This is a genomic window from Curtobacterium sp. MCLR17_007 (assembly GCF_003234655.2).
In the GTDB taxonomy this organism is placed as follows: Bacteria; Actinomycetota; Actinomycetes; order Actinomycetales; family Microbacteriaceae; genus Curtobacterium.
This window is the reverse complement of sequence record NZ_CP126271.1, coordinates 3061458-3084516: the sequence shown is the minus strand read 5'-3', so window position 1 is coordinate 3084516 and position 23059 is coordinate 3061458. Positions and strand designations below refer to the sequence as shown.

Here is a 23059-nt window from a genome sequence, read left to right as displayed (position 1 = left end):
ATCACCGTCGATCGCGCTCCAGCACCGGGAACGCATCGAGGTGGCTCCGGCCCTCGAGCAGGCCGGTCATCCGTCCCGCGGCGAGGTCCCGCACCGCGCTCTCCGGGTGGTGCGCCGCGATCGCCAGTTCCACCCACATGTCGCAGAACTCGAGCCGCGCCCGGAGGTCCGCCCGCGCGAACAGCTCCGGGTAGGCCTCGCGCAACCACTCCGGCACCGCCGCGAGCGTTGCCGGGTCGAGGCCGAGCGCGTCCGGCGTCGGCGGGAACTCCGACGGACGGGCGCACCAGCGCAGGATCGTGTCGAGCTCGACGTCGGCGGGCGCGGCGATCGCCTCGGCGAAGTCGATCAGCCCCGACACGGCCGGCCCGGACACCGGATCGTCCTCGACGACGAGGTTCGAGCCGTGCAGGTCCCCGTGCACCAGGACCAGCTCGTCGTCGGCGAACAGGGGCAGGCGTTCCTCGATCCACCGTCCGACGGCGTCGAGCAGCCGTGCGTCGTGACCGGGCACCCGTCGCGCGTCGTCGACGAGGGTCGGTGCCACGGCCACGACGGGCGGGTGGTAGGCGGGCCAGACGTCGTGCGGGCCGTCGAGCGCGTCGGCCAACCAGGGCGGCCGGAGTCCTGCCGGTGCTGGCACACGGTGGAGCGCCCGGAGTGCCGTGCCCAGGTCGTGCACGAGCGCACGACGCTGGCCGACGGACGCCGACGGCCACGCGTCGTGCAGCGACTGGCCGGGGAGTCGACCGGAGACGTACCAGGCACCGTCTGGTCCGTCCCCGCTGCCCAGGTACGGCGCGTGTGGCACGTCCGGCGGCAGCAGGGGGACCACGGCGGCCTCGTGTCGGTACGCGTCGGCCGCCTGTGCGCCGCCGACGCGGACCACGACCCGGTCTCCGATCCAGGCGCGGCTGACCCATCCGCGCTTCCGCGCCCAGGGGCCGTCCGACGGAAGACCGGCCGCGGCGAGGATCCGGTCCGGCTCGCTCACGTCGACTGCCTCGGCACCAGGAAGCACTCGGCGGTGCGGACTCCGCCCGGGACCGCCCGGTCCTGGATCATCTGCATGAGCAGGGCCGCGGCCTGGCGCCCGACCTCGCGCAGGTTGAGGTCCACCGACGTGATGCTCGGCCGTGCCGCGTCGGTGATGACGCTCCAGTTGTCGACGCCGACGACGCCGACCTGGGTGGGGACGGACACGCCGGCGTCACGCAGGCAGTCGACCACGCCGCGGGCGATCTGGTCGCTCGTGCAGAACACGCCGTCGAAGTCCGTCGCGAGCAGCCGTGTCGCCGCCTCGTAGCCCCAGCGTTCGCTCCACTCGCCGTAGAGCGCGTCCCCGCCGGCGAGCGTGGCACCCGCGGCGGCGATCGCCCGCTTGGCGCTGTCGACACGGTGCGAGCTGGCAGTGTGGCGCCGGGCACCGGAGACCACCGCGATGGAGCGGCGTCCGGACCCGAGCATGTGGTCGATCGCCCGAGCGGCACCGGCCTCGTCATCCGGCACGATCGAGACGTCGCGAGGGTCGAGGGACGGCGCGAGTGCGTACACGGCGGGCACGCCCAGCAGTTCGGTGATCGACGGGCGCGGGTCGCTCGAGCGCCCGGTCACGACGATCCCGTCGACGCGTTGCTTGAGGAACGTCTGCACGTAGTGGGCTTCGCGGATCGGGTCGCCGCGACTCTCGGCGAGCAGCATCGAGACCTCGCCGGGCCCGAAGGTGTCCTCGGCGCCCGTCAGGATCGGGATGGTGAACCGTCCGTAGGCGTCCGTCGACAGCACGCCGACCAGGAAGGACCGGCCTGGAGGCTCGACCCGCGTCTCGGCGCGCACGGTCAGTCCCAGGGCGGTCGCCACCGCTGCGACCCGCTGCCGGGTCGCCTCGGCGATCTGCCCCCGCCCGTTCAGGACCTTGGACACCGTGCCGACCGAGACCCCGGTCTGGGCGGCGACGTCGGCGAGGGTCACCTCTCGACGGTTGACCACGCTGTCCTCCTCGTGATGCGGTCCGCGCTCCGTCCGGTCGGACGGCACTCGGCAAACCTTGCCGCATCACGATTCGGTCGTCAAGCATTGACACGCCTTTCGCGGCACTCTAGCGTCGGCAAATACAGCAAAGCTTGCCGCAACGCTGCGGCAAGGAGCGACTTGGAGATGACGATGAAGACATCCACGATCCGGCGGAGCGCGACCCTGGTGGCCGCCCTCACGGTCGCCGCACTCGGCTTGGCAGGGTGTTCCTCGAGCGGCACGGCCGACGGCGGTGGTGCCGCGAAGGGCACCGTCACGCTGTGGCAGCGCGACGGTGGGGTCGACCTGTCCGACCAGGTCAAGGCCTACGAGAAGGCGCACCCCGACGTCACCGTGAAGATCTCCACGATCCAGGCCGACCAGTACCTCACGAAGCTGGCGAACTCGGCCCGGGCTGGATCGGTGCCCGACCTGGTCAGCTACGACATCGTCAACACGCCGCTGCTCGCGACCCAGGGCCTGCTCGCCGACGTCACGGACCGGGTGACGAAGCTGTCGAACACGGGCGACCTCGCCCCGGCCGGTGTCGAGATCGGCACGCTCGACGGCAAGAACTACGCCCTGCCGGTCGCGCTCACCGGGTCGCAGATGTTCTGGAACAAGTCGCTGTTCACCAAGGCGGGGCTCGACCCGACGAAGCCGCCGACCTCCCTGGCCGAGGTCAAGGCCGCTGCCGAGAAGATCCAGGCGCTCGGCGGCGGGGTCTCCGGGTTCTCGACCCTGGGCGGCGTCGGGCAGGCGTGGACCGGGTTCCCGAGCTCGTGGGCGAAGAGCGGCACCGTGCTCACCGCCGCGGGCAAGAACCAGAAGGCGGAGTTCACGAGCGACGCACTCGTCGGCATGGTCGACTGGTACCAGGACATGTGGAAGTCCGGCCTGATGCAGAAGACCGACCAGCCGAACCAGGACCCGGGGAACGTCGGGCAGGAGAACGCGCTGAACGGCAAGGTCGGCATCGTGTTCGGCGGGGCGAACACGCTCACCGCGAAGAAGGCCGACTTCGGCAGCGCGGTCGGCATCCCCGGCGTGGACGGCGGCTCGGGGTCGTTCCTCGGCGGCGACGAGATCGGCATGACCGCGGGGGCGAAGAACGCCGACGGTGCGTGGGCGCTCATGAAGTGGCTCGTCAGCTCGAAGCAGGCGGCGCAGATCGACCTGTCGCAGGGCTGGATCGCACCCGACCTGACCGTGGCGAAGACCCTGGCGACGGACGACTGGTCGAAGGACATCGTCGACACGCTGGCGATCGGCAAGCTGCCGAAGAGCATCGCGTACAACGCGGTCATCAACGACCCGAACGGCCCGTGGGCGCAGCAGTCCCAGAAGGTGATCTTCCAGGGGGCCGACGCGTCCACCGCCCTGGCGAGCGCCGAGAAGCAGGCGAACTCGCTCATCGAGCAGGCGTACAGCCAGGTCGGACAGTGACAGCCGTCACGTCCACGGCGCTCGCCGGGGCCGCGGCCGGGGCCACGCGGTCCCGGCCGCGTGCGGGGAGCCGTCGCCGACAGACGCTGGCGTGGGTGCTGGTCGCCCCCGCCCTCGTCCTCGCGCTCGTGTTCTTCGTCGTGCCGATGGTGCTGCTCGTCGGCATGTCGTTCTCGAACTGGCCGCTGCTCGGCAAGGTCAGCCTGGCCGGCGTCGCGAACTACACGCAGGCGTTCCAGGACGCGGCCTTCTGGCGCTCGCTCGTCTTCTCACTGCTGTTCACCGTCGTGGCGGTGCCGCTCGGGATGGCCGTGAGCTACGCGGCGGCGACGATGGTCCGCGGCGAGGGCCGGTTCGTGTCGTTCGTCCGGACCGCGTTCTTCATGCCGGTCGTCATCGGCTTCACCGCGGCGGCCTACATGGCGAACGTGCTGCTGGTCCCCGGCACGGGCGTGATCAACGTGCTCCTGCGGTCCGTCGGGCTGACCGACGGTGACACCGCGTGGTTCACGGCGCCCGGCTCGGCGTTCTGGGCGGTCATCGTCCTGACGGTGTGGAAGTCGATGGGCGTCGCGATGATCCTGCTGATGGCCGGCATGCAGGCCGTGCCGACCGAGGTGATCGAGGCGTCGAAGATCGACGGCGCCGGGTGGTGGCGGCGAGAGGGGTCCGTCGTCTTCCCGCTGGTCCGGCGGCAGTTCGCGCTGTGCCTGCTGCTCGCGGTGTCCGGCTCGATCCTCGTCTTCGACCAGTTCTACGTGCTGACGAAGGGCGGTCCGAGCGGGGCCACCACCACGACGGTCATGTACACGTACCAGCAGTCCTTCGTCCGCTACGACCTCGGGTACGGCGCCGCCCTGTCGATGATCCTCACCGTGATCATCCTCGCCATCGCGGTCGTCCAGCTGCGGGCGCTGCGTTCGACCGGAGCGGAGGACGACCGGTGAGCGCGACCGACGTCACCGGGCGCACGACCGCAGCCTCCCGACGCAGCGCGGGTGGAGCCTCCACGTCGGGTGCCGCGGAGCGAGCGCACGCGCCGGGCGTGACCCCACCACGCCGACGTCGCGTGCATGCGGGCGACGTCGCCTACGTCGCCGTCGGCACGGTGCTCGCGCTGCTGTTCATCGCACCGATCGTCTACATCCTGTTCCGGTCGTTCCTGCCGGCGGACGCGGACGCGCGGGGGATCGGGTTCGAGTCGATCGCGACGCTCACGCTCCGGAACTACGCCAAGGTGTTCGACCCCTCGGTGGACCTCCGGCAGAACATCGTGAACTCGTTCGTCGTCGCCATCGCGGTCGCCGTGCTCGTCGCCCTCGTGTCGACGCTCGCCGCCTACGCGCTGTCGAAGATCCGGTTCCGCGGTTCGTCGGTCGTGTTCGTGCTCCTGCTCGCGCCGCTCGTCGTCCCGTTCCAGGGGCTGCTGACCCCGCTGTCGATCATCCTGGGCAAGCTCGGGCTGCTCGACTCGCTCGCGGGCGTGGTGCTCGTCCTCGTGACGCTGCAGCTGCCGTTCTCGGTCTTCGTCATGCGGAACACGTTCGACGGCATCCCGCCCGAGCTCGAGGACGCCGCGGCCATCGACGGCGCCGGCACGGGGCGCATCCTGCGCTCGGTGATGCTGCCGCTGGCGTGGCCCGGACTCGTCACCACGGCCCTGTTCGGCTTCATGGCCGGCTGGAACGACCTGCTCAGCTCGGTGACGTTCCTGTCGACCGACAGCAAGTACACCCTGCCGCTCGCACTCTCGAGCATCAGCACGTCCTTCAAGATCCCGGGCGTCCCGGTGATCGACCCGGGGCTCCTCACCGCCGTCGCGTGCGTCGCGACCGTGCCGGTGGTCGTGCTGTTCCTCGCCCTGCAGCGGTACTACACCCGAGGTCTCATCGGAGGATCCATCAAATGACCATCCAGGACATCCCGACCACGGACGGCACCGTCGCCGCCACCGAGGGCCGCTCGCACCGTCCGCTCCCGCTCGGCAGCATCACCCCGCGCGGCTGGCTGCTCGACCAGCTGCGGCTGCAGGCCGACAACATCACCGGGCAGCTCGAGGCGATCTGGCCCGACGTCGGCCCGGACAGCGGCTGGCGTGGCGGACCCGGCGAGAACTGGGAACGCGGGCCGTACTACCTGGACGGGTTGGTCCCGCTCGCGCACGTGCTGCAGGACGCGCGGCTGACCGCCCTGGCCGAACCGTGGATCGAGTGGATCCTCGGGTCGCAGCGCGACGACGGGTTCTTCGGACCGACCGGGAACGACGACTGGTGGCCCCGCATGGTCGCCCTCAAGGTGCTCACCCAGCACGCCGACGCCACCGGGGACGACCGGGTGGCCCCGTTCCTCGAACGGTACTTCCGGCACCAGCTCGACCACCTCCCCGGCCGGCCGCTGACGTCGTGGGGGCGTGCCCGCGGCGCCGACAACGCCCTGTCCGTCTGGTGGCTGTACGAACGGACCGGTGATGCCTGGCTGCTGGACCTGGTCGACCTGCTCGCGGCGCAGACCACGCGGTGGGACGACTACCTGGCGGACGGACTGATCACCGGGCCCGCTCGCACGTTCTCGCACCGGACCCACGGACCGAACGTCGCCATGGGGCTGAAGACCGGCGCGGTGGACGCACTCCGCGACCACGACGTGGCCGGGCACGCTGCCCGGACGGAGTCGTCCTTCGGGGCGCTCGACCGCTGGCACGGACAGGCCAACGGGTGGTTCTCCGGCGACGAGTGGTTGGGCGGACGCGAGGCGACGGCGGGCATCGAGACCTGCCAGGTCGTCGAGATGATGTTCACCGCCGCGGTGCACGCGCAGGTGTACGGCCGGGGTGTGGACGGCGACCGGCTGGAGTCCCTGGCGTACAACCTGCTGCCGGCGTCGAGTGACCCGGAGATGCGCGGACACCAGTACCACCAGCAGGCGAACCAGGTCGAGGTGTCCGTCGCGCGGCGGGACTGGAGCTTCTCGTCGGACGACGCTGGCATCTTCGGGCTGGAACCGCACTTCGGGTGCTGCACGGCGAACCTGCACCAGGGGTGGCCGAAGTTCGTGGCGCACCTGTGGCTGCGCGACGACGACGGGTTGCGGGTGGTCGCGTACGCACCGTCCGCGGTCGAGACGGACGTCGACGGTGACCCGGTGTCGATCGTCGTCGACACGGCGTACCCGTTCGACGAGACCGTCACGATCCGGGTTGCGACGGACCGGACGGCTCCGTTCGCGCTGCGCCTGCGGATCCCGGCGTGGGCGACGGACGCGGTCCTGACGGTCGGCGGCGAAGCCGTCGCACTCGCCCGTGCCGCCGCGGACGGGTACGTGACCCTGGAGCGGGACTGGTCCGCGGCCGGCGACGTCGTCCTCGTCCTGCCCATGCGCGCGCGGGTGGTCCGGCGCGAGCGTCAGGCAGCGGCGGTCCGGCTCGGGCCGCTCGTGATGGTGTACGCGCCGGGCGAGCGGTGGGTGTCCCACGAGGGCGCGCCCGGCCTCGGGGAGTGGGAGGTCCACCCGCGCGGATCGTGGAACTGGGCGCTCGCCGAGGTCGGAGCCGCAGACGGGTGGCGGGTCACGCGCGACACGGTCCCCGACGCTCCCTGGTCGCTCGTGGGCCGGCGCGGTGCACCGGTCGTGCTGCACGCCCCCGGGGCGCGAGCGACCGGCTGGAGGACGGCCGGGGCGCAGGCGGACGTCCCGCCCGGCAGCCCGGTGCTCGACCACGGTCCGGACGACGACCTGCGACTGGTGCCATACGGATCGGCGCGACTCCGGGTCACGGAGTTCCCGGTGATCGGGAACTGGCGGGACGTCGACGACCCGGACGAGCCCGTCCGTCGGTGAGCTGAGGGGATCGCGCGAGGGGTGCGGGGGCGCCTGCCACGTGTTCGGGGCTGTGCAGACGCCCTCGCGCTACGACGCCGTCGGGTACGACGTGGTGGTTCGTCGGACGATGTCCACCCTGTACAGGGGTCGGGCATCCGCGGCTAGGGACCACGGAGTAGCGCGATCGACTGTACGGTGCAGCGCGAGCCGGTGTCCCAGACAGACGGTGAACTGACGGAAAGCGCACATCGATCGTCGTTCGGCGACATCGGCGGCAGGCGCGCACCACGGTCGATCGACACCGGGAGTTCAGACGCCGATTTGTGCAGCGCCCCCCAAACGGGGCACACATGATGCATCATGTCTGGGGGACGCGTCACCGAACCCACCGGCATCCCGCCGCCCGCACGCGTCCCTTCCGTATGCCGCTTCCCGCGCCCGAGCCCCTCAAGGAGCCCGACATCTCCACTCGAAGCACGCGCACGTCCCTGCGCCTGACGACTCAGACGTCCCCCACCGAACGGAATCCCCGATGAACCGCCGCATCAAGATCACCGCGGTCGCAGCCGCGAGCCTCCTGCTGATCGGTGTGCCCACCGCGGCCAACGCCAGCCCTTGGACCTGGGGTGGATGGCACCACTCCCGTCCGGCTCCCACCCCGACCCCGGACCCCACCCCGAGCGACGACCCGACGGCCGACGCCGACTCGGCGTCCGCCCCGCCGGACTCCTCGTTCGTCGAGGACTTCAACACCCCGGCGCTGCTCGGCCAGGTCTCGTCGCTGTACCAGCAGGCGTGGCAGCCCTACCCGGACGGCACCTCGGGCATCTACGCCCCGAGCAAGACCGTGTCCGTCGCTGACGGCGTCATGAACGTCGCCCTCGGCGGGGCGGGTTCGGCCGGCACCTTCGGCACCTCCGCCGGTGCGTGGGGGCACGTCGGCGGGACCTTCTCGGTCCGCGCCAGGGCAGAAGGTGGCGACGGCAACGGCGCGGCCTTCATGCTGTGGCCGTCCTCGAACAACTGGTCCGACGGCGAGATCGACTTCCCCGAGGGCAACTTCGAGTCGAGCCCGTCCGGCTTCCAGCACTCGATGGTCCCCGGCCGTGGCGCCGAGCGCGAGCAGATCGGCACGAACGTGTCGTGGCGTGACTGGCACACCTACACGGTGAACTGGGTCCCCGGCAAGTCCGTCACGTACAGCGTCGACGGCACGGTCCTGCAGACCGTGACGCACGACGTGCCGAGCACGCCGCACCGCTTCATGTTCCAGACCGGCAACTGGGGTGCGTCCGGCACCCTGCAGATCGACTGGGTCTCCACCACCGAGTGACGACCTGACGCATGACGGGAGGCCCGGTGCCAGCTGGCACCGGGCCTCCCGTCACAGCTCACTACTGTGGTGGCCATGGCCACCTTCACGCCGCCCGCCGCCGACGCCGTGCGCGCCCGCCTGCTGCTCGCGGCACGCGACGAGTTCGCAGCCGTCGGCCTCGCGAGCGCCCGGACCGAGCGCATCGGCGCCGCCGCCGCGAGCAACAAGGCACAGATCTTCCACTACTTCGGCAGCAAGGAAGGGCTGTTCGACGCCCTCGTCACCCAAACGGTGACCGAGACGCTCGCCGAGGTGCCCCTGGACGTCGACGACCTGCCCGGCTGGGCGGGACGGCTGCACGACGCCGCAGTCGCACGGCCCTGGATGCCGCGTCTGCTCACGTGGCACCGGCTGGAACGCGCGACCGAGGTGCCGCTGCCGGCGATCCTCACCCGTGACGCCGACCTGGTCGCCGCGGTCGAGCACGCCCAACGAGCCGGTGTGCTGCCCCGCTCGTACCGACCGGCCGTGCTGCTCGGGCTCGTCATGCACCTGGCCGTGTTCTGGAGCACGACCTCGGCCGAGTTCGACCCGCTGGTGCAGGCCGTCACCGCGCCCCGGCGTCGACAGGTCGTCGTCGACGCGGTCCGGTCGCTGCTCGGCACGTGACCGGAAAGCACGCAGAACGCCCCGCCGTCATGTGACGGCGGGGCGTTCTGCGTGCTGTGCTGCCGGGTGCTCGCGGTCAGGCGGCGAGCAGGCGGGTGAACTGGTTCGCGGACAGCTGCTGCGCTGCCCCGCCGCCGGCCGGCACCCGCCAGAGGCCCGGCGTGGCACCGCCGGGGATGTCGGCGAACAGGTCACCGGCGGTGTCGGTCACACCGAAGACCGGGCCACGATCCTCCGCGGTGATGCCGGACACCGCGTGCGTGGTCGTCGTGGTGCCGGAACGGACGAGCTCGTCGGAGAACGACCGGTCGATCGCGCACGGCGTCGGGTACTCGGCGGGGGCGGCACACCACTGCTTCGACTCGACGAGCACGAAGCCGTCCTTGCTCAGCGCGCCGATCTCGAACGCGAGACGGTCCGCCAGCTTGGTCGGTTCCGTGACCCCGAGGGGCAGCAGGTACCAGGTGTTGTAGCCGGAGGCGCCGACGGTCCACGAGTGGATGTAGACGTCGTCGTCCGCCTCGAGGGCCATCGCGTCGGCGCGGCCGGACGGGAACGGGCCCGTGCCGTTCAGCGTGCGGGTCGTCACGACACCCGCCGCGGTCCGGACGGTGAGCACGTCGCCCGACGATGCGTGGCGGAACGTCGCGACGGCGCCCTTCGCCGAGACGGCCCACAGCGAGCCCGGGGTGCCGAGGCCCGGGACGACGGCGGGTGCGCCGCCCGTGGCCGGGAGACGGGTGATCGCGCCGGAGACCGAGTCGACCCAGAACAGGTCGCCGGCGTCGTCCGTGCGCAGGTCCGGCGTGAGGTGCAGGCCGGACGCGACGGTGCGTGCCGCCGAGCCGTCGCGGGGGTGCTCGACGATGCTGGTGCGGTCGGCCGAGGGGACGAAGACGTCACCCTGGTGGTCCGCGGTGTAGCCGGCCCCGTCCGGAGCGACCGTGACCGCGGTGGACGACCCGTCGGTGGGGAAGCGGACGACGTTGCCCGCCGTGTCGAGACCGAAGAGCGCGGAGGTGGTCGGCGTCGGCGCGGGACGCGTGTACTGCGCGGTCACTGCCGGCCCGCGACCGCGGCTGTTCGTGGCCTTCACCGTGAACGTGTAGGTGACGCCGGGGGTCAGGTACCCGTAGCGGTCGGACCGAGCCGAGGCCGGGAGCCGGTCGACGCCCTTGTCCGGCTGCTGCTCGTAGGGCTTCATGGTGACGGTCCACCCGGTGATCGCAGCACTGCGACGCGGAGCGGACCAGGTGACGGTGGCGGCGTCCGCGGACCCGGACACGTGCACGTTCGTCGGTGCGCTGGGCACCGACTGCGTGGGAGCTGCTGCCGCCGGAGCGGCTGCTCCGAGGACGAGCGCCGCCGCGGTGGCGGCGACGACGAAGACCCTGTTCATGGTTGGTTCCCCTCTGCCCGGACGCATCGGACGGCGGGCGGCTCATGCTGGCACCCGCAGAGTCAGCAGGGGAACACCTGGGAGAGTGGTGTGCGGTAACCCGCACCGCACGCTCGCGGCTGTGCGGGAACCGGTGCCGGCGGGGCGGTCCTGTCGCCTCGCCGGCACCGGTCCGCTCGGGTCAGGCCGCTGAGTCCTCCGGCAGCCGTCGGGTGACCCGGACGGCTGCCGCTTCGAAGGGCTCCAGCGTGAGCCGGACGCGGTCCTGCTCGACGGCGATCGCGCCCGGCGCGTCGTCACCGAGGTACGTGCTCCGGACGGCTCGCTCGATCGCCTGCCCGACCCCGAGGGTGAGCGTCACCCGTTCGTCGGCGACGGACTGCAGGCGGACGATCGACTGCCGCGGGTCCTCGGTCGCGACCACGGAGACCAGCTGCACGCGGCCGTCGTCGAGTGTGAGCAGCTCGGCCGACGCGTCACGGAGGCCGGTCGTCCCCGACGCCGGGACCGCGCGCATCGGCTGCACCAGGTCGGCCGTGGTCTGCAGGGCGACTGCCTCGACCGGCTGGGAGCGGTCGGCGCGGACCCCCACCGCGTACTCGAACGTGGCGCTGAAGCCCTGCTCGATCGGGAAGTTGGTGTCCCACACGTTGTTGTGCAGCCACGAGTAGATCGTCGCGGGCTGCGACGGGCTGGTGCTCGCGGGGAACGGCGCGTAGGGCAGGGAGATCGTGCCGGGGTGCACGAGCGGCGCGTCCTTGGTGACCCAGACCACCGCGTCGTCGCCGTCCTGCACGCTGACCCAGTGCCGGATCGCCCGCATGTGCTGCGGTGCTCCGGGGACGTGCGCGAGACCGTCACCCGTCACGCCGCCGGACACCTCGTACCGGACGACGGGGTCGGCCGCGGCGAACGGGAACGCGAAGAAGGCGCTCTCCTTCGTCCGGGTCACGGGCTTCTCGAGCCGGTTGGCGATCCGGAGGCGTGGCTCGCCGTGCCGCAGGCGCAGCGTGACGGTCACGGCGTCGACGCCGGCGGCGCTGAAGCGGTAGACCAGCCGCTCCTCGACGGCGTCCGACACCCGCTCGACGAGCACGGCGGGACCGCCCGTGGTACGCGACGCCAGCAGTTCGAGCCGGTCGGAGCTCCAGAGCTTGTTCGACAGGTGGTTGACGCCCGCCCCGGACGACCCGTACGAGTCGTAGACGTAGGCGTTGAAGCCGGCTGGTGCGTCCTGGGCGACGAGCTCCCGCCCGGTCGACCGCTCGGTCACGGACCGGATCGTCGACGTGCCCGGGTCGACCGACACCCGCAGGTGCTCGTTCTCGATCGTGAACAGCTCACGGAGCGCGCTGCCCTGACCGTCGTGCGTGCGCGGCGGCTCCGGTGCGGCGTCCGCGGCCACGACGTCCACCCGCACGAAGCCGAACGCGGGGACGTCCGCCACGTGGGTGGTGAGCCACCGCCCGGACTCACGGTGCAGCGCGTTCGCCTGCGGGTCGACGACGACGGGAAGCGACTGACCGGTGCGCCCGTCCTGCAGCGCGACGTGCTCGGTGAAGGGGACGGTGGACTCCTTCAGCAGGAACCGTACGGCACCGGTCCGCGTCGCGCCCGAGGCGTTCGCGAGGACGATCGACGCCAGGGCGTCCGGCGCGGGGGCCACGGCGTCGGCGAGGTAGACCAGGGCGTGCTCCTCGAGGTCGCGTCCGCGCTGGTGGCCGGTGAGCGCCTGTCCGACCTTCCACTGCCACTGGCGCTCGCCGGAGTCGTAGCCCTCGTCGCCGTGGGTCCACGAGTTGCTCGCGCCCCACGTGTGCTCGTTGAACATCGAGATCGCGTCCCACGCCCGGTCGGACTCGGCACGTTCGGTCGGCACGGCCTGTCCGCCCAGCCAGGCGGCGGCCTGCGAGAACGAGCGGGCGTCGCTCACGGTCGCCTGGGCCTCGCGGGTCAGGGCGAGGGGGACCGCCGCCGAGCCGACCCCCTCGACCCACCAGTCGCCCCAGTCGCCCTCGACGGTCACGAGCTCGTCGCCGTGTGCCGCCTCGGCCTCGGCGAAGAAGTCCTCGTTCGTCGAGACGCGCAGCCTGGGGGAGGTCCAGGTGTCGTTCCACTGCCGGGCGACCTCGGACAGGTGCAGCCGCGCCGGACCGTTGTCGCCCATGAACCCCTGCGTGCGCAGGTGCAGCACGCTCCACGGGTACCCGGGCCGACCCTCGGCTTCTTCGCCGTGGGCGCCGAAGACGCCGGGCGGGAACGGGTAGCCACGCGTCGCCAGGGCCGTCAGGTACGCGGGGAGGTAGGCCTCGGCGACCTCGTACGACTCGGTGAGGCCCACCATCGGGCCCTCCATGTAGGCCAGACCGTGCGGGCTGTCGGTCATCCACACGACGACCGAGTTGCCGGCGGGCGTGCGCCAGCGGAACAGCCGGGGCAGGTCGAGGGCGCCGTTCTGGTGCGGCATCGAGCGACCCGCCCAGTTGTGCGCGACGGCCAGGTACCGGACCCCCACCTCGTGCAGGGCGTCCGGCAGTCCGGCGACCTGTCCGGGGACGTCCGTCTGCATGGCGGTGGTGAAGTCGATGCCGTACTGCTCGCGGATGCGACGGGCCTCGCGCAGGAGCTCGTGGAGCTCCTCGGTCGAGCACGTGTCGGTGTGCAGGTTGTAGGGCATCGCGCTGAGGCCGATCGAGCCCTGCTGCACGAGCCGCACGAACTCGGCGACCTTCGCGGCGGGGCGGTGCCGCTCCCAGTCCGCGAACGCCCAGAGTGCCTCGACGTTCCAGCGGAAGCGGGCGGCCTCGGGCCACTCGCTCGTGGCCGCGGCCAGTTCGACGGCGGAGTCCAGGTAGGAGCGCTGCGCCGAGATCACGGCGGTCTGCGGGTCGGTGTACCCGAAGTCGAAGTGCGAGTGGTGCACGACGTGGACGGACCAGGCGCGCTGGGGCAGCAGGACGAACGCGACCGTCTCGTCGCCGAGGTCCGGGACCGCCAGGGTGACGTCGGTCGGACCGTCGACGGCGCGGACCAGCCAGCGGACGGAGGTGGTGTCTGGCGCGGGCGACTGCTCCGCCACGAGGTCGCCGGCGGGACCGACCAGCGTCGCACTCGTCGCACGGGCGGCGGTCTCGGCGTCGTCGAACAGCAGGCGGATGCTCTGCACCCGGACCCCGTCCCGTTCGGTCTGCAGCGGCTCGGGGATGATGCGCACGCGGGCGCCGCCGATGGTCGTGGCGGCGACGCTGGCCCGGTCGAGCAGGCCGGCGCGGGCCTCCAGGTGGGACCAGGGCTGCGCGGAGACGAGGGCGGGTTCGGTCATCGGTGCGGTGCTTCCTTCGGTGGTGGGGCGGTCGAGATCGGGCGGCCGAGGTCCGGCGGGCGGGGTCAGGCGGTCGGGTTCAGCCCGCGGGCGAAGAACCGCTGGAACGCGAAGAACACGATGATGGTCGGGAGCGAGGCGACGAGCGCTCCGGCCAGCGCGACCGGCGGTCCGTACGTGGAGTAGTTGCCGGTCAGGTCGGCGAGGGTCGCCATGACGGGGCGGATGTTCGCGCTGGACGACAGCGTCAGGCCGAAGAGCAGGTCGTTCCAGATCCAGGTGAACTGGAAGACGAAGGCCGCCAGCAGCGCGCTCACCGAGAGCGGCAGGTGGACCTGGAAGAACATCCGCACCCAGCCGGCCCCGTCGAGGGACGCTGCCTCGCGCACCTCGTTCGGCAGCCCGGTCATGTGCCCGCGCACGACGAAGAACGCGAACGGGATGGTGAGGGCGACGTAGACCAGGAGCATGCCGTACTGCGTGTCGAACAGCGACGTGGCGGCGAACCCGGTGAAGAGCGGCGACAGGAAGGCCTGCAGCGGCAGGATCGTGCCGATGTAGATCACCCAGAACCAGAAGGTCGGGCGCTTGACCGGCATGATCGTGACCGCGAAGGAGGCGAGCGCGGCGATGAACACCGCGGCGCCGGCCCCGACCACCGAGTAGAGCAGGCTGTTGAGCATGCCCTGCCCGACGTTGGCGTTCCGGAAGGCGGTCGCGATGTTGTCGAACAGCGACCATGAGGTCGGCCACCAGGACGGTGTGCCCGAGTAGTCGGCGCTCTTGGTGAAGGCGTTGACCACGAGCAGGTACGACGGGATCAGCCAGATCAGCGACACCACCGTCAGCACGGCGGCCAGGATGCGGTGAGAGGTCTTGGTCATCGGACGGCTCCTGCTAGTCGGTCGGACGGAGTTGACGGCGGAGGTAGGCCCACGAGGCCACCACGACCACGATCGTCAGGAAGACGGCGACGGCCGCACCGGACCCGTACCGCGACAGGGTGAAGGTCTCGCGGTACATCGTCAGGGCGAGGGTCTCGGACGCGGTTCCAGGGCCGCCGTTCGTGAGCAGCAGCACCTGGTCGAAGACCTTGAGGCTGCCGACGATCGAGATGCCCACGACGACCACGGTCATCGGCCGCAGTTGCGGGAACGTGACGGACCAGAACAGCCGCCATCCCGACGCACCGTCGATCTGCGCTGCCTCGAGCGTGTTCGGCGGGATCGACTGCAGGCCGACCAGGAAGAGGATGACGCACGCGCCCGTGGCCTGCCAGGTCGTCGCGACGATCATCATCACGGTGTTGAGCGGCCACTGCAGCAGCCACTGGGACACGAGCGGGTCGAGTCCGAACATGCGCAGCAGGGTGTCGAGTCCGCCGTCGGTGGAGAGCATGAACGTCCACACCACGGCGGTCGCCGAGCCGGAGATCGCGTAGGGCAACACGATGGCGAAGCGGGCGAGTCCGCCGAGCTTGAGCTTCCAGGTGGCGACCGCGATCGCGAGGCCGATGCCCACGGGCAGCAGGAGCGTGCCGACGACCCACATGGCGGTGTTCAGGACGGACTGACCGAACGCGGGGTCGGCGAACATCGCGCGGTAGTTCTCGACCCCGACCCGGCTCCGGGTGAACCCGTTGTCGTCGAAGAAGCTGCGGTAGATCGTGAACAGGAACGGGACGACGAGCAGCGCGACCACCAGCACGACGGACGGGGCGAGGAACGCGCCGCCGGTGAGGCGGGCCCTGAGCGGTGCCCGCCTCGTCGGCGTGGGCCGACGTCGGGCGCCGGGCCGGCCCTCCTGGTCGAGCACCGTGTCGGGGACGGGCGGTTGTGTGAGCGTCATGCGGCGTTCCAGGTCTTCCACTCGGTCACTGCTCGGTTCTGCATGGATCGCAGGGTGGCGGCCCCGTTCGCCTTCGACGGGTTCACCATGAACGAGCCGAGGTCCTGCACGTTTCCCTCGACGAGCGGGGTGGGCGAGGCCTCCCAGTAGCGCGTGAGCTCGACGGGGCGGGTGTCGGCGATGTCCTTCGCGAGCGCCTTGACGAGGTTCGACTTCGGCAGTGCGTGCGGGTTGGGGCTGGTGTCACCGAGGAACCCGACCCACGCGGTCTGCACGTCGGTGGCCAGCCAGTTCGCCGCGACGTCGACGGCGGCGCCGTGCCGGTGCGCCTTGACCGGGACCGACAGCGAGCCGCTCTCGACGACGACCGCCGGAGCTGCCGAACCGCGCGGGGGGACCCGGAAGAACCCGATGTCGGCGTCGCTCAGGCCGGCGGCGAGCAGGGTGTTCGCGAACCAGGTGCCGTAGAGCATCATGCCGAACTTGCCCTGCTTGACGAGGCCGGGCAGGTCGTTCGAGGTGACGTCGGGCGCCGAGAAGAACCCGTCGGCGTACATCGACGACCAGAGGTCCATCGCCCGCTGCGCCGGCTCGTCGGTGTAGCTCGCCTTGTCGGTGGTGACGGCCTTGTAGTAGTCCGGGTCGATCGAGGCGAGCAGCTGCATGAACCAGATCTCGGCCTCCCACGTGGTGGCGCCGGGGGAGAGGAACGGCGTGATGCCCGCGTCCTTGAGCTGCTGCGCAGCGTCCATCATCTCGTCGAAGGTCGTCGGTGCCGTGATCCCGTGCTCGGCGAAGGCCTTCTTGCTGTAGAACACGGCGTAGTAGCTCTTGTAGAGCGGCACCCCGTACGCCTTGCCCCGGTAGCTGAAGGACTCGCGCTGCGCCGGGTCGACCCAGCCGCGCTTCGTGACCTCGTCCCACACCGGGTTCAGGTCGGTCAGGATGTCCGCCCGGGCGATGTCCTGCAGCCGGTAGCCGTTGGTCCACTTGATGAGGTCCGTCGTGCTGTCGGTCTGCGCGGTCATCCGGATGATCTGCGTGTAGTTGTTCACGCTGGCGATCGAGCGGGACGTGATCCGGTACCCCATGCGCTTCGCGAGTACCGCCGAGGCGGCCGCGTAGCCGGGGCCCCAGGTCGGGTTGTCGCTGTTGAGCGTCACGGTGCCGGGCGCCGAGGGCTGCGTGTCGGAGCCGCGGGCGCACGCCGCCAGGGCCATGGAGAGCAGCCCGCCGCCGCCCAGGGCGAGGGCGGTGCGGCGGGTCACGGCGGGCCCTCGGGAAGTCGGGTGAGGCATCGGGTGATCCATTCGACGGCGAATTGATAACGTTACCAACCGGAGCATACACGGAGGTCGTCCTGCCGCAAGCGCGTTCTCCGGTATACAGGGACCCATGCAGGCAGCCTCGGGGTCCGGACCGACCCGGAAGCCCGCGATGACCGTCAAGGACATCGCCCGCGTCGCCGAGGTCAGCCCGATGACGGTCTCCCGCGTGCTGTCCGGCGGCAAGAACGTACGTCCGGCCCTGCGCGAGCACGTCGAACGCGTCATCGCGGAGGTCGGGTACCACCGCAACGAGAACGCCCGCAGCCTGCGCCCCGGGCAGCGGTCCGGGCTGGTCGGCGTCATGATCACGAACATCGGCAACCCGTACTACGCGGGCGTCGTGCAGGGCATCGAGCAGGTGGTCGCCGCGACCGGCCGCCGCATCCTGGTCGGCACCACGAACGAGGACGCGGACCTCGAGCGCCAGCTGCTCTCCGACTTCCTCGGTCGGCAGGTCGAGGGGCTCGTCGTCGTGCCGGTCGGGCCGGACGTCGAGCGGTTCACCACCGCGCGGTTGCACGACGTGCCGCTCGTGCTCGCCTCGCGCACGGTGCGGGACGTGCCGGCAGACGCGGTCCTGATCGACGACGTCCACGGTGCGCACGCGGCCACCGCGATGATGCTCGAGGACGGTCACCGGCGGATCGCGTTCCTCGGCAACAAGGTCACGGTCTCCACCGGGCAGCGACGGCTGACCGGGTTCCGTCGCGCCTTCGCCGAGCACGGGACCGAGCTCGACGACGCGCTCGTGGTGCTCGGACTGCAGGACACCGACACCGCGGAGCGCGCGATGCGGGAGCTGCTCGGACGCGCCGAGGCGCCCACCGCCGTGTTCGCCGCGAACAACCGGATCAGCGTCGGCGCGATCCGGGCGATCGCGAAGGGCGTGGCCGACGGCACGGTCGACCAGCCGCCCCGGCTGTTCGCCTTCGACTCGTTCGACTTCGCCGACATGGCGCCGATCCCGCTGTCCGTGATCGACCACGACCCCGCGGAGCTCGGTCGGGTCGCCGCCCGGATGCTGCTCTCGCGGCTCGACGGCTCCGCCGACGGCGAGCCGCCGCGGCTCGTCGAGCTCCCCGTCCACATCGTCCACCACTGACGGGTGCGGGCCCAGGTCGCACTGGAGGCCCGGCTTGCGTTCTCCGCGTCCTTCGGCGATATGGTTGGTAACGTTATCAGCGCGAAAGGGGACCCATGTCCACGTTCCTGCCCACCGGCGTGACCGCCGGCCAGTACGACAAGGCGCCCGTCATCGAGCTCCCGACGGGCCACGACGCCTGGCAGGGGCCGGCGGCGTGGCAGCACCTGGCGGAACGCCTGGCCGCGGGCGTCGGTCGCGCGATGGCGATCGACACCTACCCAGGCAGTGACCTGTCGGGCCTGCGGCGCGAACTCGCGGCCGTGGCACCCGACGCCGTCCTCATCGACGTCGAGGACGCGGCCGCCCTGCCGAACGCCGTGATCGAGGAGCGCATCGCCGCGAACCTCACCGACGACCGCGTGTTCGGGGTCCTCGGGCACCAGGTGCTGTCCGACTTCTACGACTCCGACCGTCTGGCCGCCGTGGCCGAGCGCGTCCGTGCTGCCGTCGGCCCCGTGGTCGTGTTCGGCTGGGGTGCCACGCTGGTGCCGATCGACTTCGGCACCGTGGTGCTCGCCGACCTGGCCCGCTGGGAGATCCAGCGTCGACAGCGTGCCGGAGCGCCGAACTGGCGGGCCGACAACGGTGACGAGGACCAGCTACGCAAGGTCAAGCGCGGGTACTTCGTCGAGTGGCGTGCGGCGGACCGGCACAAGCGGACCCTGTTCGACCGGATCGACCTGGTGCTCGACGCGAACGGGTCGATGGCCGACGCCAAGCTGATCGAGGCGACGACGTTCCGCGCCGGGCTGGAGATCGCGAGCCGCCGACCCTTCCGGGTCGTGCCGTTCTTCGATCCCGGTGTGTGGGGCGGCCAGTGGATGAAGGAGGTGCTCGAGGTCGGGGACGCGGACAACTACGCCTGGTGCTTCGACTGCGTGCCCGAGGAGAACAGCCTGCTGTTCCGGATCGGCGACACGGTGGTCGAGCTGCCCGCACTCGACCTGGTGTTCCGGCACCCGCGCGAGCTCCTCGGCGTCAAGACCCACGCTCGGTTCGGTGCCGAGTTCCCGATCCGGTTCGACTTCCTCGACACCATGGACGGCGGGAACCTGTCGCTCCAGGTGCACCCGCTCACCGACTACATGCAGAACACCTTCGGCATGCCCTACACCCAGGACGAGAGCTACTACATGCTCGACGCGGCCGACGGCGCCGTCGTCTACCTGGGGGTGCGCGACGACGCCGACCCCGTCGCGATGCAGGCCGCGCTCCGGTCGGCGTCCGACGGGCAGGAGCCCTTCGCCGCCGACGCGTTCGTCAACACGTTCCCGGCGGCGAAGCACGACCACTTCCTGATCCCCGCGGGCACCGTGCACTGCTCCGGCGCGGACTCGATGGTCCTCGAGATCTCCGCGACGCCGTACATCTTCACGTTCAAGATGTGGGACTGGGGCCGGGTCGGGCTCGACGGCGTCCCGCGCCCGGTGCACCTCGACCACGCCTTCGCGAACATCCAGTGGGACCGCCGTACCGACTTCGCTCGCGAGGAGCTCGTCAACCAGGTGACCGAGGTGGCACGTGGCGACGGCTGGGTCGAGGAACGGACCGGGCTGCACGAGCTCGAGTTCATCGAGGTCCGTCGCCACTGGTTCGACGGGGTGGTGCCGCACGACACGGACGGCACCGTGAACGTCCTGAACCTGGTCGAGGGTGCCGAGGCCGTCGTCGAGAGCCCCGACGGTGCGTTCGACCCGTTCGTCGTGCACTACGCCGAGACGTTCATCGTGCCGGCGAGCGTCGGGCGGTACACGATCCGGCCGTGCGGGCGGGGAGTCGGACAACGACTCGGCACCGTGAAGGCGTCGGTACGGGGGACCGGCCTCAGCGACTGAGCCCGGTCGCGCGCGTCCAAGCGACCGCGGCACCGACCAGCGGTGCGCGTGCCCCGAGTGTCGCCGGGAGCACCTCGAGCGTGCTGTCGGCGCCACTGTCGTGCAGACAGTCGGCGAGTGGCGGTCCGATGACGTCCCACGACCGGGCGATGGAGCCACCGACGACGACCCGCGTCGCACCGAAGCGGCCGACCCACGGGCGCAGCGCCGCGCCCAGTGCGTGCATCGCCGCGGCCGTCACGCTGACGGCGGCGGGCTCGCCGGCCCGGGCCGCCGCGCACAGCTGTTCGACCGTCCGGGACACACCGGACTGGTCGCGGTCGGCGCGGCGCAGCGCCGCGGACGAGACCGTCTCCTCGAGCGGGCGACCGTCGATCGTCAGCCGGTGCACCTCGCCGTGGTCGGGCAGGTCCGGACCGGAGTCGACCGCGACGCCGGCGTGCAGGAACGACGACCCGACGCCGGTGCCGAGCGTGACGCAGACCATCCGGTCGACGTGCGCCCCGGCACCACCCGCCCACTCGCCGATCCCGTAGGCCACGGCGTCGTTGACGAACCGGACCGCGCCCGGAACGACGCCGAGCCGGACCGCGAGGGCGCCGCGCAGGTCGACGCCCGCGAGCGCCTGGAACTTGTCCACTCCGGCGAAGGTGCCGACGCCGGCCTCGGCGTCGAACGGTCCGGGCATGGCGATCGACCACCCCTGCAGTTCCCCTGGCCGCGCGAGTGCCCGACCGGGGCCGGCGAGCTGGTCGAGCAGGGCGTCGCGGTGCGCGTGCGGGTCGACCGGTGCGTCGCGTTCGACCAGGACACGGTCGACCGCCGACGGGTCGATCACCGCGGCGGTGACGTGGCCCCCGCCGACGTCCATGACGCCGACGGGGGCCGCGGTCGGTGGCACCGAGGTCAACTGACGTCCCCGAGCCGGTCGGACGACCAGCCCAGCGCGGCGAAGACCTGGATCATCGCCGCCTGGTCGAGCGTCGCGGCGGGGCGGTCCCAGTCGGGGTCGCCGCCGCCGCTCGGCTGGAAGTGGAACAGGCCGGTCGCGGCGTCGCGGTTGTCCCGCCACGTCGCGGTCGCCCACTGCTCGGCCGCGGCCCGGTACGACGGGTCGTGCTGCACCGAGTCCAGCAGCAGCAGGTCCTTGAGGTAGAAGGCGTTGAAGACGGCGGGCTGCTGCTGCAGCCGGTCGTCCGCCGTCCAGTACTTCAGGGACGCACGCGCCGCCGCGGTCGCCTGCCGCAGGTACTTCGGGTCGTCCGTCGCCCGGTACAGGATCGTGGCCGTCCCGATCATCGCGCCGGAGTTGTACGTCCAGAGCGTCGGGTCCACGGTACCGTCGTCGGCGCGGCTGTTCTGGTACAGGCCGGCGGACTGGCGCAGGCACCGGTTGTTCCAGTCGTACAGCTTCGTGCTCCAGCGGAGGTAGGACGAGTCGTTCGTCTCCTCGTACAGGTGCGCGGCGAGCTGGGCGGTGAGGCCCGTGACGTTCGCCGCCCGCGTCGTGTTGTCCGGCCGGTCGATCCAGTCGGAGCCGCCCGGGCACGTCAGCGATCCGTCGGTGTTCCAGCTCCGGACGGCGACGTCGAACGCGGCGCGGGCGTGGTCGAGCACCGCAGGGTCCTTCGTGGCCTGGTACTGGCTGACGAAGGACAGCCCCACCACGGCGTTGTCGTCGTAGTACACGTCGCCACCGGTACCGAGCGGCGCCGGCAGGGAGGACTCGTACCCGGCGCGTCCGCCCGGTGCGACGGCGTGGTACTGCTCGAACCCGGCGACGCGTGCGGCCGCGGAGTTCGCGTAGGCGGGGCCGACGCCGTCGATCCCCTGCAGGTCGAGCGCGGCCTGCGTCGCCTCGCGGTACTCCCAGAGGAACGAGTACGGGTTGCCGGTGCTGGTGTCGGTGTTCTCGCGGTAGAGCCTGTGGCCGGCGGCGCCGGTGTACAGGGAGTCCTGCATCGCGTCGTACGTGGCGCTCGCACGCTGCTGCCAGACGGCGTCTGGAGCCGTGGTCACGGCCGATGCGGCCTGCGGTGCCCCGGCCACGGCGACGCCGAGGACGATCGTGGCCGCGGTGAGCTGCATCCCGCGTGCGGTGCGCGTTGGTGTCGAGCTGAGCATCGTCGCTCTCCTTCGATTGGTATCGTTACCATAAACCGGGAGCAGCCCTTCGGCAAGCGAGCGGACGAGGCGGGCCGGCACCGGGCCTCCAGTCCGTCAGTCCCGGGCGGCGGCCGAGCGCAGCGTCTGCTCCGCGTCGTCGAGGTAGTCGGCGAGCAGCGCCGATGCCGCGTCCCGGTCGCCCGTGCGGAGTGCGATGACGATGGCCTCGTTGCGGTCCACGAACCCGGCGTGGAACGTGGCGGGGTCGTCGGTCTCGAGGAACGCCAGGCGCATCTCCGCGAGCAGACCGTCCATCAGGCCCCAGATCCGCTCGCTCGGCACACCGCGCACGAGGGCCGCATGGAACCGGATGTCGGCGGTCCCGACCATGTGCCAGTCGCCGTCGGCGGCTGCCGTGCGCGCGGCGCGGACGGCGTCGGCGGCCTCCGCGAGGGCGGGGGAGTCCGGCGTGGACGACCGGATCGCGGCCTCCTCGAGCACGCGGCGCGCGGCGTAGAGGTCGGCGACGTCGGCCTCGGAGAGGCGTCGGACGAAGACGCCGCGGTTGAAGACGTGCTCGACGAGCCGGTCGCGTGCGAGCAGGCGGAAGGCCTCGCGCAGCGTGTTCCGCGAGACACCGAGCTGGTCGCTCAGGCGCTCCTCGGACAGCTGCGTCCCCGGCGCGAAGTCGCCGGACGCGATCATCGTGCGCAGTCGGGTCGCGGAGGACTCGGCGCCGCTGACGGTTCGGCTCATGCCCCGATCCTGACATGGCCGGGGGGGGGCCTCCACAGGGGGCTCGTGTGACCGGCGTG

18 protein-coding genes are annotated in these 23059 nt (G+C 71.5%); 8 read left to right on the top strand and 10 right to left on the bottom strand.

From position 1 onward, the window contains the following. Window position 1: 1 nt before the first annotated feature. Both DEJ13_RS14555 and DEJ13_RS14550 read right to left on the bottom strand, forming a co-directional pair. Window positions 2–994, bottom strand: a complete 993-nt coding sequence (locus tag DEJ13_RS14555) for a phosphotransferase family protein (protein ID WP_258374148.1) — start codon at window positions 992–994, stop codon at window positions 2–4. Further along, the gene (locus tag DEJ13_RS14550; RefSeq protein WP_181437094.1) at window positions 991–1989 is read right to left on the bottom strand and encodes a LacI family DNA-binding transcriptional regulator; all 999 of its coding nucleotides are present in this window, start codon (window positions 1987–1989) and stop codon (window positions 991–993) included. The genes DEJ13_RS14555 and DEJ13_RS14550 overlap by 4 nt, the downstream gene beginning before the upstream one ends. A 168-nt stretch (window positions 1990–2157) precedes the next feature. Between DEJ13_RS14550 and DEJ13_RS14545 the strand changes: the two genes are divergently transcribed. From DEJ13_RS14545 to DEJ13_RS14520, 6 genes are all read left to right on the top strand, one after another. Next, window positions 2158–3459, top strand: coding sequence for an ABC transporter substrate-binding protein (locus tag DEJ13_RS14545; RefSeq protein ID WP_181437093.1), 1302 nt, complete (start codon window positions 2158–2160; stop codon window positions 3457–3459). After that, window positions 3456–4406: a carbohydrate ABC transporter permease gene (locus DEJ13_RS14540; protein ID WP_111107528.1), complete on the top strand. Its 951-nt coding sequence runs from the start codon at window positions 3456–3458 to the stop codon at window positions 4404–4406. The genes DEJ13_RS14545 and DEJ13_RS14540 overlap by 4 nt, the downstream gene beginning before the upstream one ends. Beyond that, window positions 4403–5368, top strand: coding sequence for a carbohydrate ABC transporter permease (locus tag DEJ13_RS14535; RefSeq protein WP_111107527.1), 966 nt, complete (start codon window positions 4403–4405; stop codon window positions 5366–5368). Before DEJ13_RS14540 ends, DEJ13_RS14535 begins: the two co-directional genes overlap by 4 nt. Continuing rightward, entirely contained in the window at window positions 5365–7296 is a 1932-nt protein-coding gene (locus DEJ13_RS14530; RefSeq protein ID WP_111107526.1) for a beta-L-arabinofuranosidase domain-containing protein, read from the top strand. Before DEJ13_RS14535 ends, DEJ13_RS14530 begins: the two co-directional genes overlap by 4 nt. Window positions 7297–7810: 514 nt before the next feature. Further along, entirely contained in the window at window positions 7811–8611 is an 801-nt protein-coding gene (locus DEJ13_RS14525) for a glycoside hydrolase family 16 protein (RefSeq protein ID WP_181437092.1), read from the top strand. A 75-nt stretch (window positions 8612–8686) separates the two neighbouring features. Then, the gene (locus DEJ13_RS14520; RefSeq protein WP_111107523.1) at window positions 8687–9262 is read left to right on the top strand and encodes a TetR/AcrR family transcriptional regulator; all 576 of its coding nucleotides are present in this window, start codon (window positions 8687–8689) and stop codon (window positions 9260–9262) included. 76 nt (window positions 9263–9338) lie between these two features. On the opposite strand, the gene DEJ13_RS14515 is transcribed toward DEJ13_RS14520, so the two are convergent. The 5 genes from DEJ13_RS14515 to DEJ13_RS14495 all read right to left on the bottom strand — a co-directional run bounded on the left by DEJ13_RS14515 (window position 9339) and on the right by DEJ13_RS14495 (window position 17099). After that, entirely contained in the window at window positions 9339–10661 is a 1323-nt protein-coding gene (locus tag DEJ13_RS14515; RefSeq protein ID WP_181437091.1) for a fibronectin type III domain-containing protein, read from the bottom strand. Window positions 10662–10842: 181 nt separating this feature from the next. Then, complete coding sequence (locus tag DEJ13_RS14510; RefSeq protein WP_111107521.1) at window positions 10843–13983, bottom strand: glycoside hydrolase family 38 N-terminal domain-containing protein; 3141 nt, start codon at window positions 13981–13983, stop codon at window positions 10843–10845. A 65-nt stretch (window positions 13984–14048) separates the two neighbouring features. After that, complete coding sequence (locus DEJ13_RS14505) at window positions 14049–14867, bottom strand: carbohydrate ABC transporter permease (RefSeq protein WP_111107520.1); 819 nt, start codon at window positions 14865–14867, stop codon at window positions 14049–14051. Window positions 14868–14880: 13 nt separating this feature from the next. Next, window positions 14881–15831: a carbohydrate ABC transporter permease gene (locus DEJ13_RS14500; protein ID WP_111107519.1), complete on the bottom strand. Its 951-nt coding sequence runs from the start codon at window positions 15829–15831 to the stop codon at window positions 14881–14883. After that, complete coding sequence (locus DEJ13_RS14495; protein WP_181437090.1) at window positions 15828–17099, bottom strand: ABC transporter substrate-binding protein; 1272 nt, start codon at window positions 17097–17099, stop codon at window positions 15828–15830. Before DEJ13_RS14495 ends, DEJ13_RS14500 begins: the two co-directional genes overlap by 4 nt. A gap of 127 nt (window positions 17100–17226) precedes the next feature. On the opposite strand from DEJ13_RS14495, the gene DEJ13_RS14490 reads away from it, so the two are divergent. Together DEJ13_RS14490 and DEJ13_RS14485 are read left to right on the top strand one after the other, a co-directional pair. Then, on the top strand, window positions 17227–18261 hold the full coding sequence (locus DEJ13_RS14490) for a LacI family DNA-binding transcriptional regulator (RefSeq protein WP_111107517.1): 1035 nt from the start codon (window positions 17227–17229) through the stop codon (window positions 18259–18261). 95 nt (window positions 18262–18356) lie between these two features. Further along, window positions 18357–20138, top strand: coding sequence for a class I mannose-6-phosphate isomerase (locus DEJ13_RS14485; protein WP_111107516.1), 1782 nt, complete (start codon window positions 18357–18359; stop codon window positions 20136–20138). Here DEJ13_RS14485 and DEJ13_RS14480 read toward each other — a convergent pair. The 3 genes from DEJ13_RS14480 to DEJ13_RS14470 all read right to left on the bottom strand — a co-directional run bounded on the left by DEJ13_RS14480 (window position 20128) and on the right by DEJ13_RS14470 (window position 23000). Continuing rightward, on the bottom strand, window positions 20128–21039 hold the full coding sequence (locus tag DEJ13_RS14480; RefSeq protein ID WP_146245275.1) for an ROK family protein: 912 nt from the start codon (window positions 21037–21039) through the stop codon (window positions 20128–20130). The two genes, DEJ13_RS14485 and DEJ13_RS14480, sit on opposite strands and share 11 nt — an antisense overlap. A 5-nt stretch (window positions 21040–21044) precedes the next feature. Continuing rightward, window positions 21045–22262 carry a glycoside hydrolase family 76 protein gene (locus tag DEJ13_RS14475; RefSeq protein ID WP_111107514.1) on the bottom strand — a complete coding sequence of 406 codons (1218 nt, stop codon included), beginning with the start codon at window positions 22260–22262 and terminating at the stop codon, window positions 21045–21047. 96 nt (window positions 22263–22358) lie between these two features. Beyond that, window positions 22359–23000: a GntR family transcriptional regulator gene (locus DEJ13_RS14470; protein WP_111107513.1), complete on the bottom strand. Its 642-nt coding sequence runs from the start codon at window positions 22998–23000 to the stop codon at window positions 22359–22361. Between the last annotated feature and the right edge of the window lie 59 nt (window positions 23001–23059).

Coding starts and splice junctions, on each gene's coding strand:
- DEJ13_RS14520 (WP_111107523.1), top strand. CDS start 8,687: ATGGCCACCTTCACGCCGCCCGCCGCCGACGCCGTGCGCGCCCGCCTG.
- DEJ13_RS14470 (WP_111107513.1), bottom strand. CDS start 23,000: ATGAGCCGAACCGTCAGCGGCGCCGAGTCCTCCGCGACCCGACTGCGC.
- DEJ13_RS14545 (WP_181437093.1), top strand. CDS start 2,158: ATGACGATGAAGACATCCACGATCCGGCGGAGCGCGACCCTGGTGGCC.
- DEJ13_RS14475 (WP_111107514.1), bottom strand. CDS start 22,262: ATGCTCAGCTCGACACCAACGCGCACCGCACGCGGGATGCAGCTCACC.
- DEJ13_RS14525 (WP_181437092.1), top strand. CDS start 7,811: ATGAACCGCCGCATCAAGATCACCGCGGTCGCAGCCGCGAGCCTCCTG.
- DEJ13_RS14530 (WP_111107526.1), top strand. CDS start 5,365: ATGACCATCCAGGACATCCCGACCACGGACGGCACCGTCGCCGCCACC.
- DEJ13_RS14500 (WP_111107519.1), bottom strand. CDS start 15,831: ATGACGCTCACACAACCGCCCGTCCCCGACACGGTGCTCGACCAGGAG.
- DEJ13_RS14490 (WP_111107517.1), top strand. CDS start 17,227: ATGCAGGCAGCCTCGGGGTCCGGACCGACCCGGAAGCCCGCGATGACC.
- DEJ13_RS14485 (WP_111107516.1), top strand. CDS start 18,357: ATGTCCACGTTCCTGCCCACCGGCGTGACCGCCGGCCAGTACGACAAG.
- DEJ13_RS14515 (WP_181437091.1), bottom strand. CDS start 10,661: ATGAACAGGGTCTTCGTCGTCGCCGCCACCGCGGCGGCGCTCGTCCTC.
- DEJ13_RS14505 (WP_111107520.1), bottom strand. CDS start 14,867: ATGACCAAGACCTCTCACCGCATCCTGGCCGCCGTGCTGACGGTGGTG.
- DEJ13_RS14510 (WP_111107521.1), bottom strand. CDS start 13,983: ATGACCGAACCCGCCCTCGTCTCCGCGCAGCCCTGGTCCCACCTGGAG.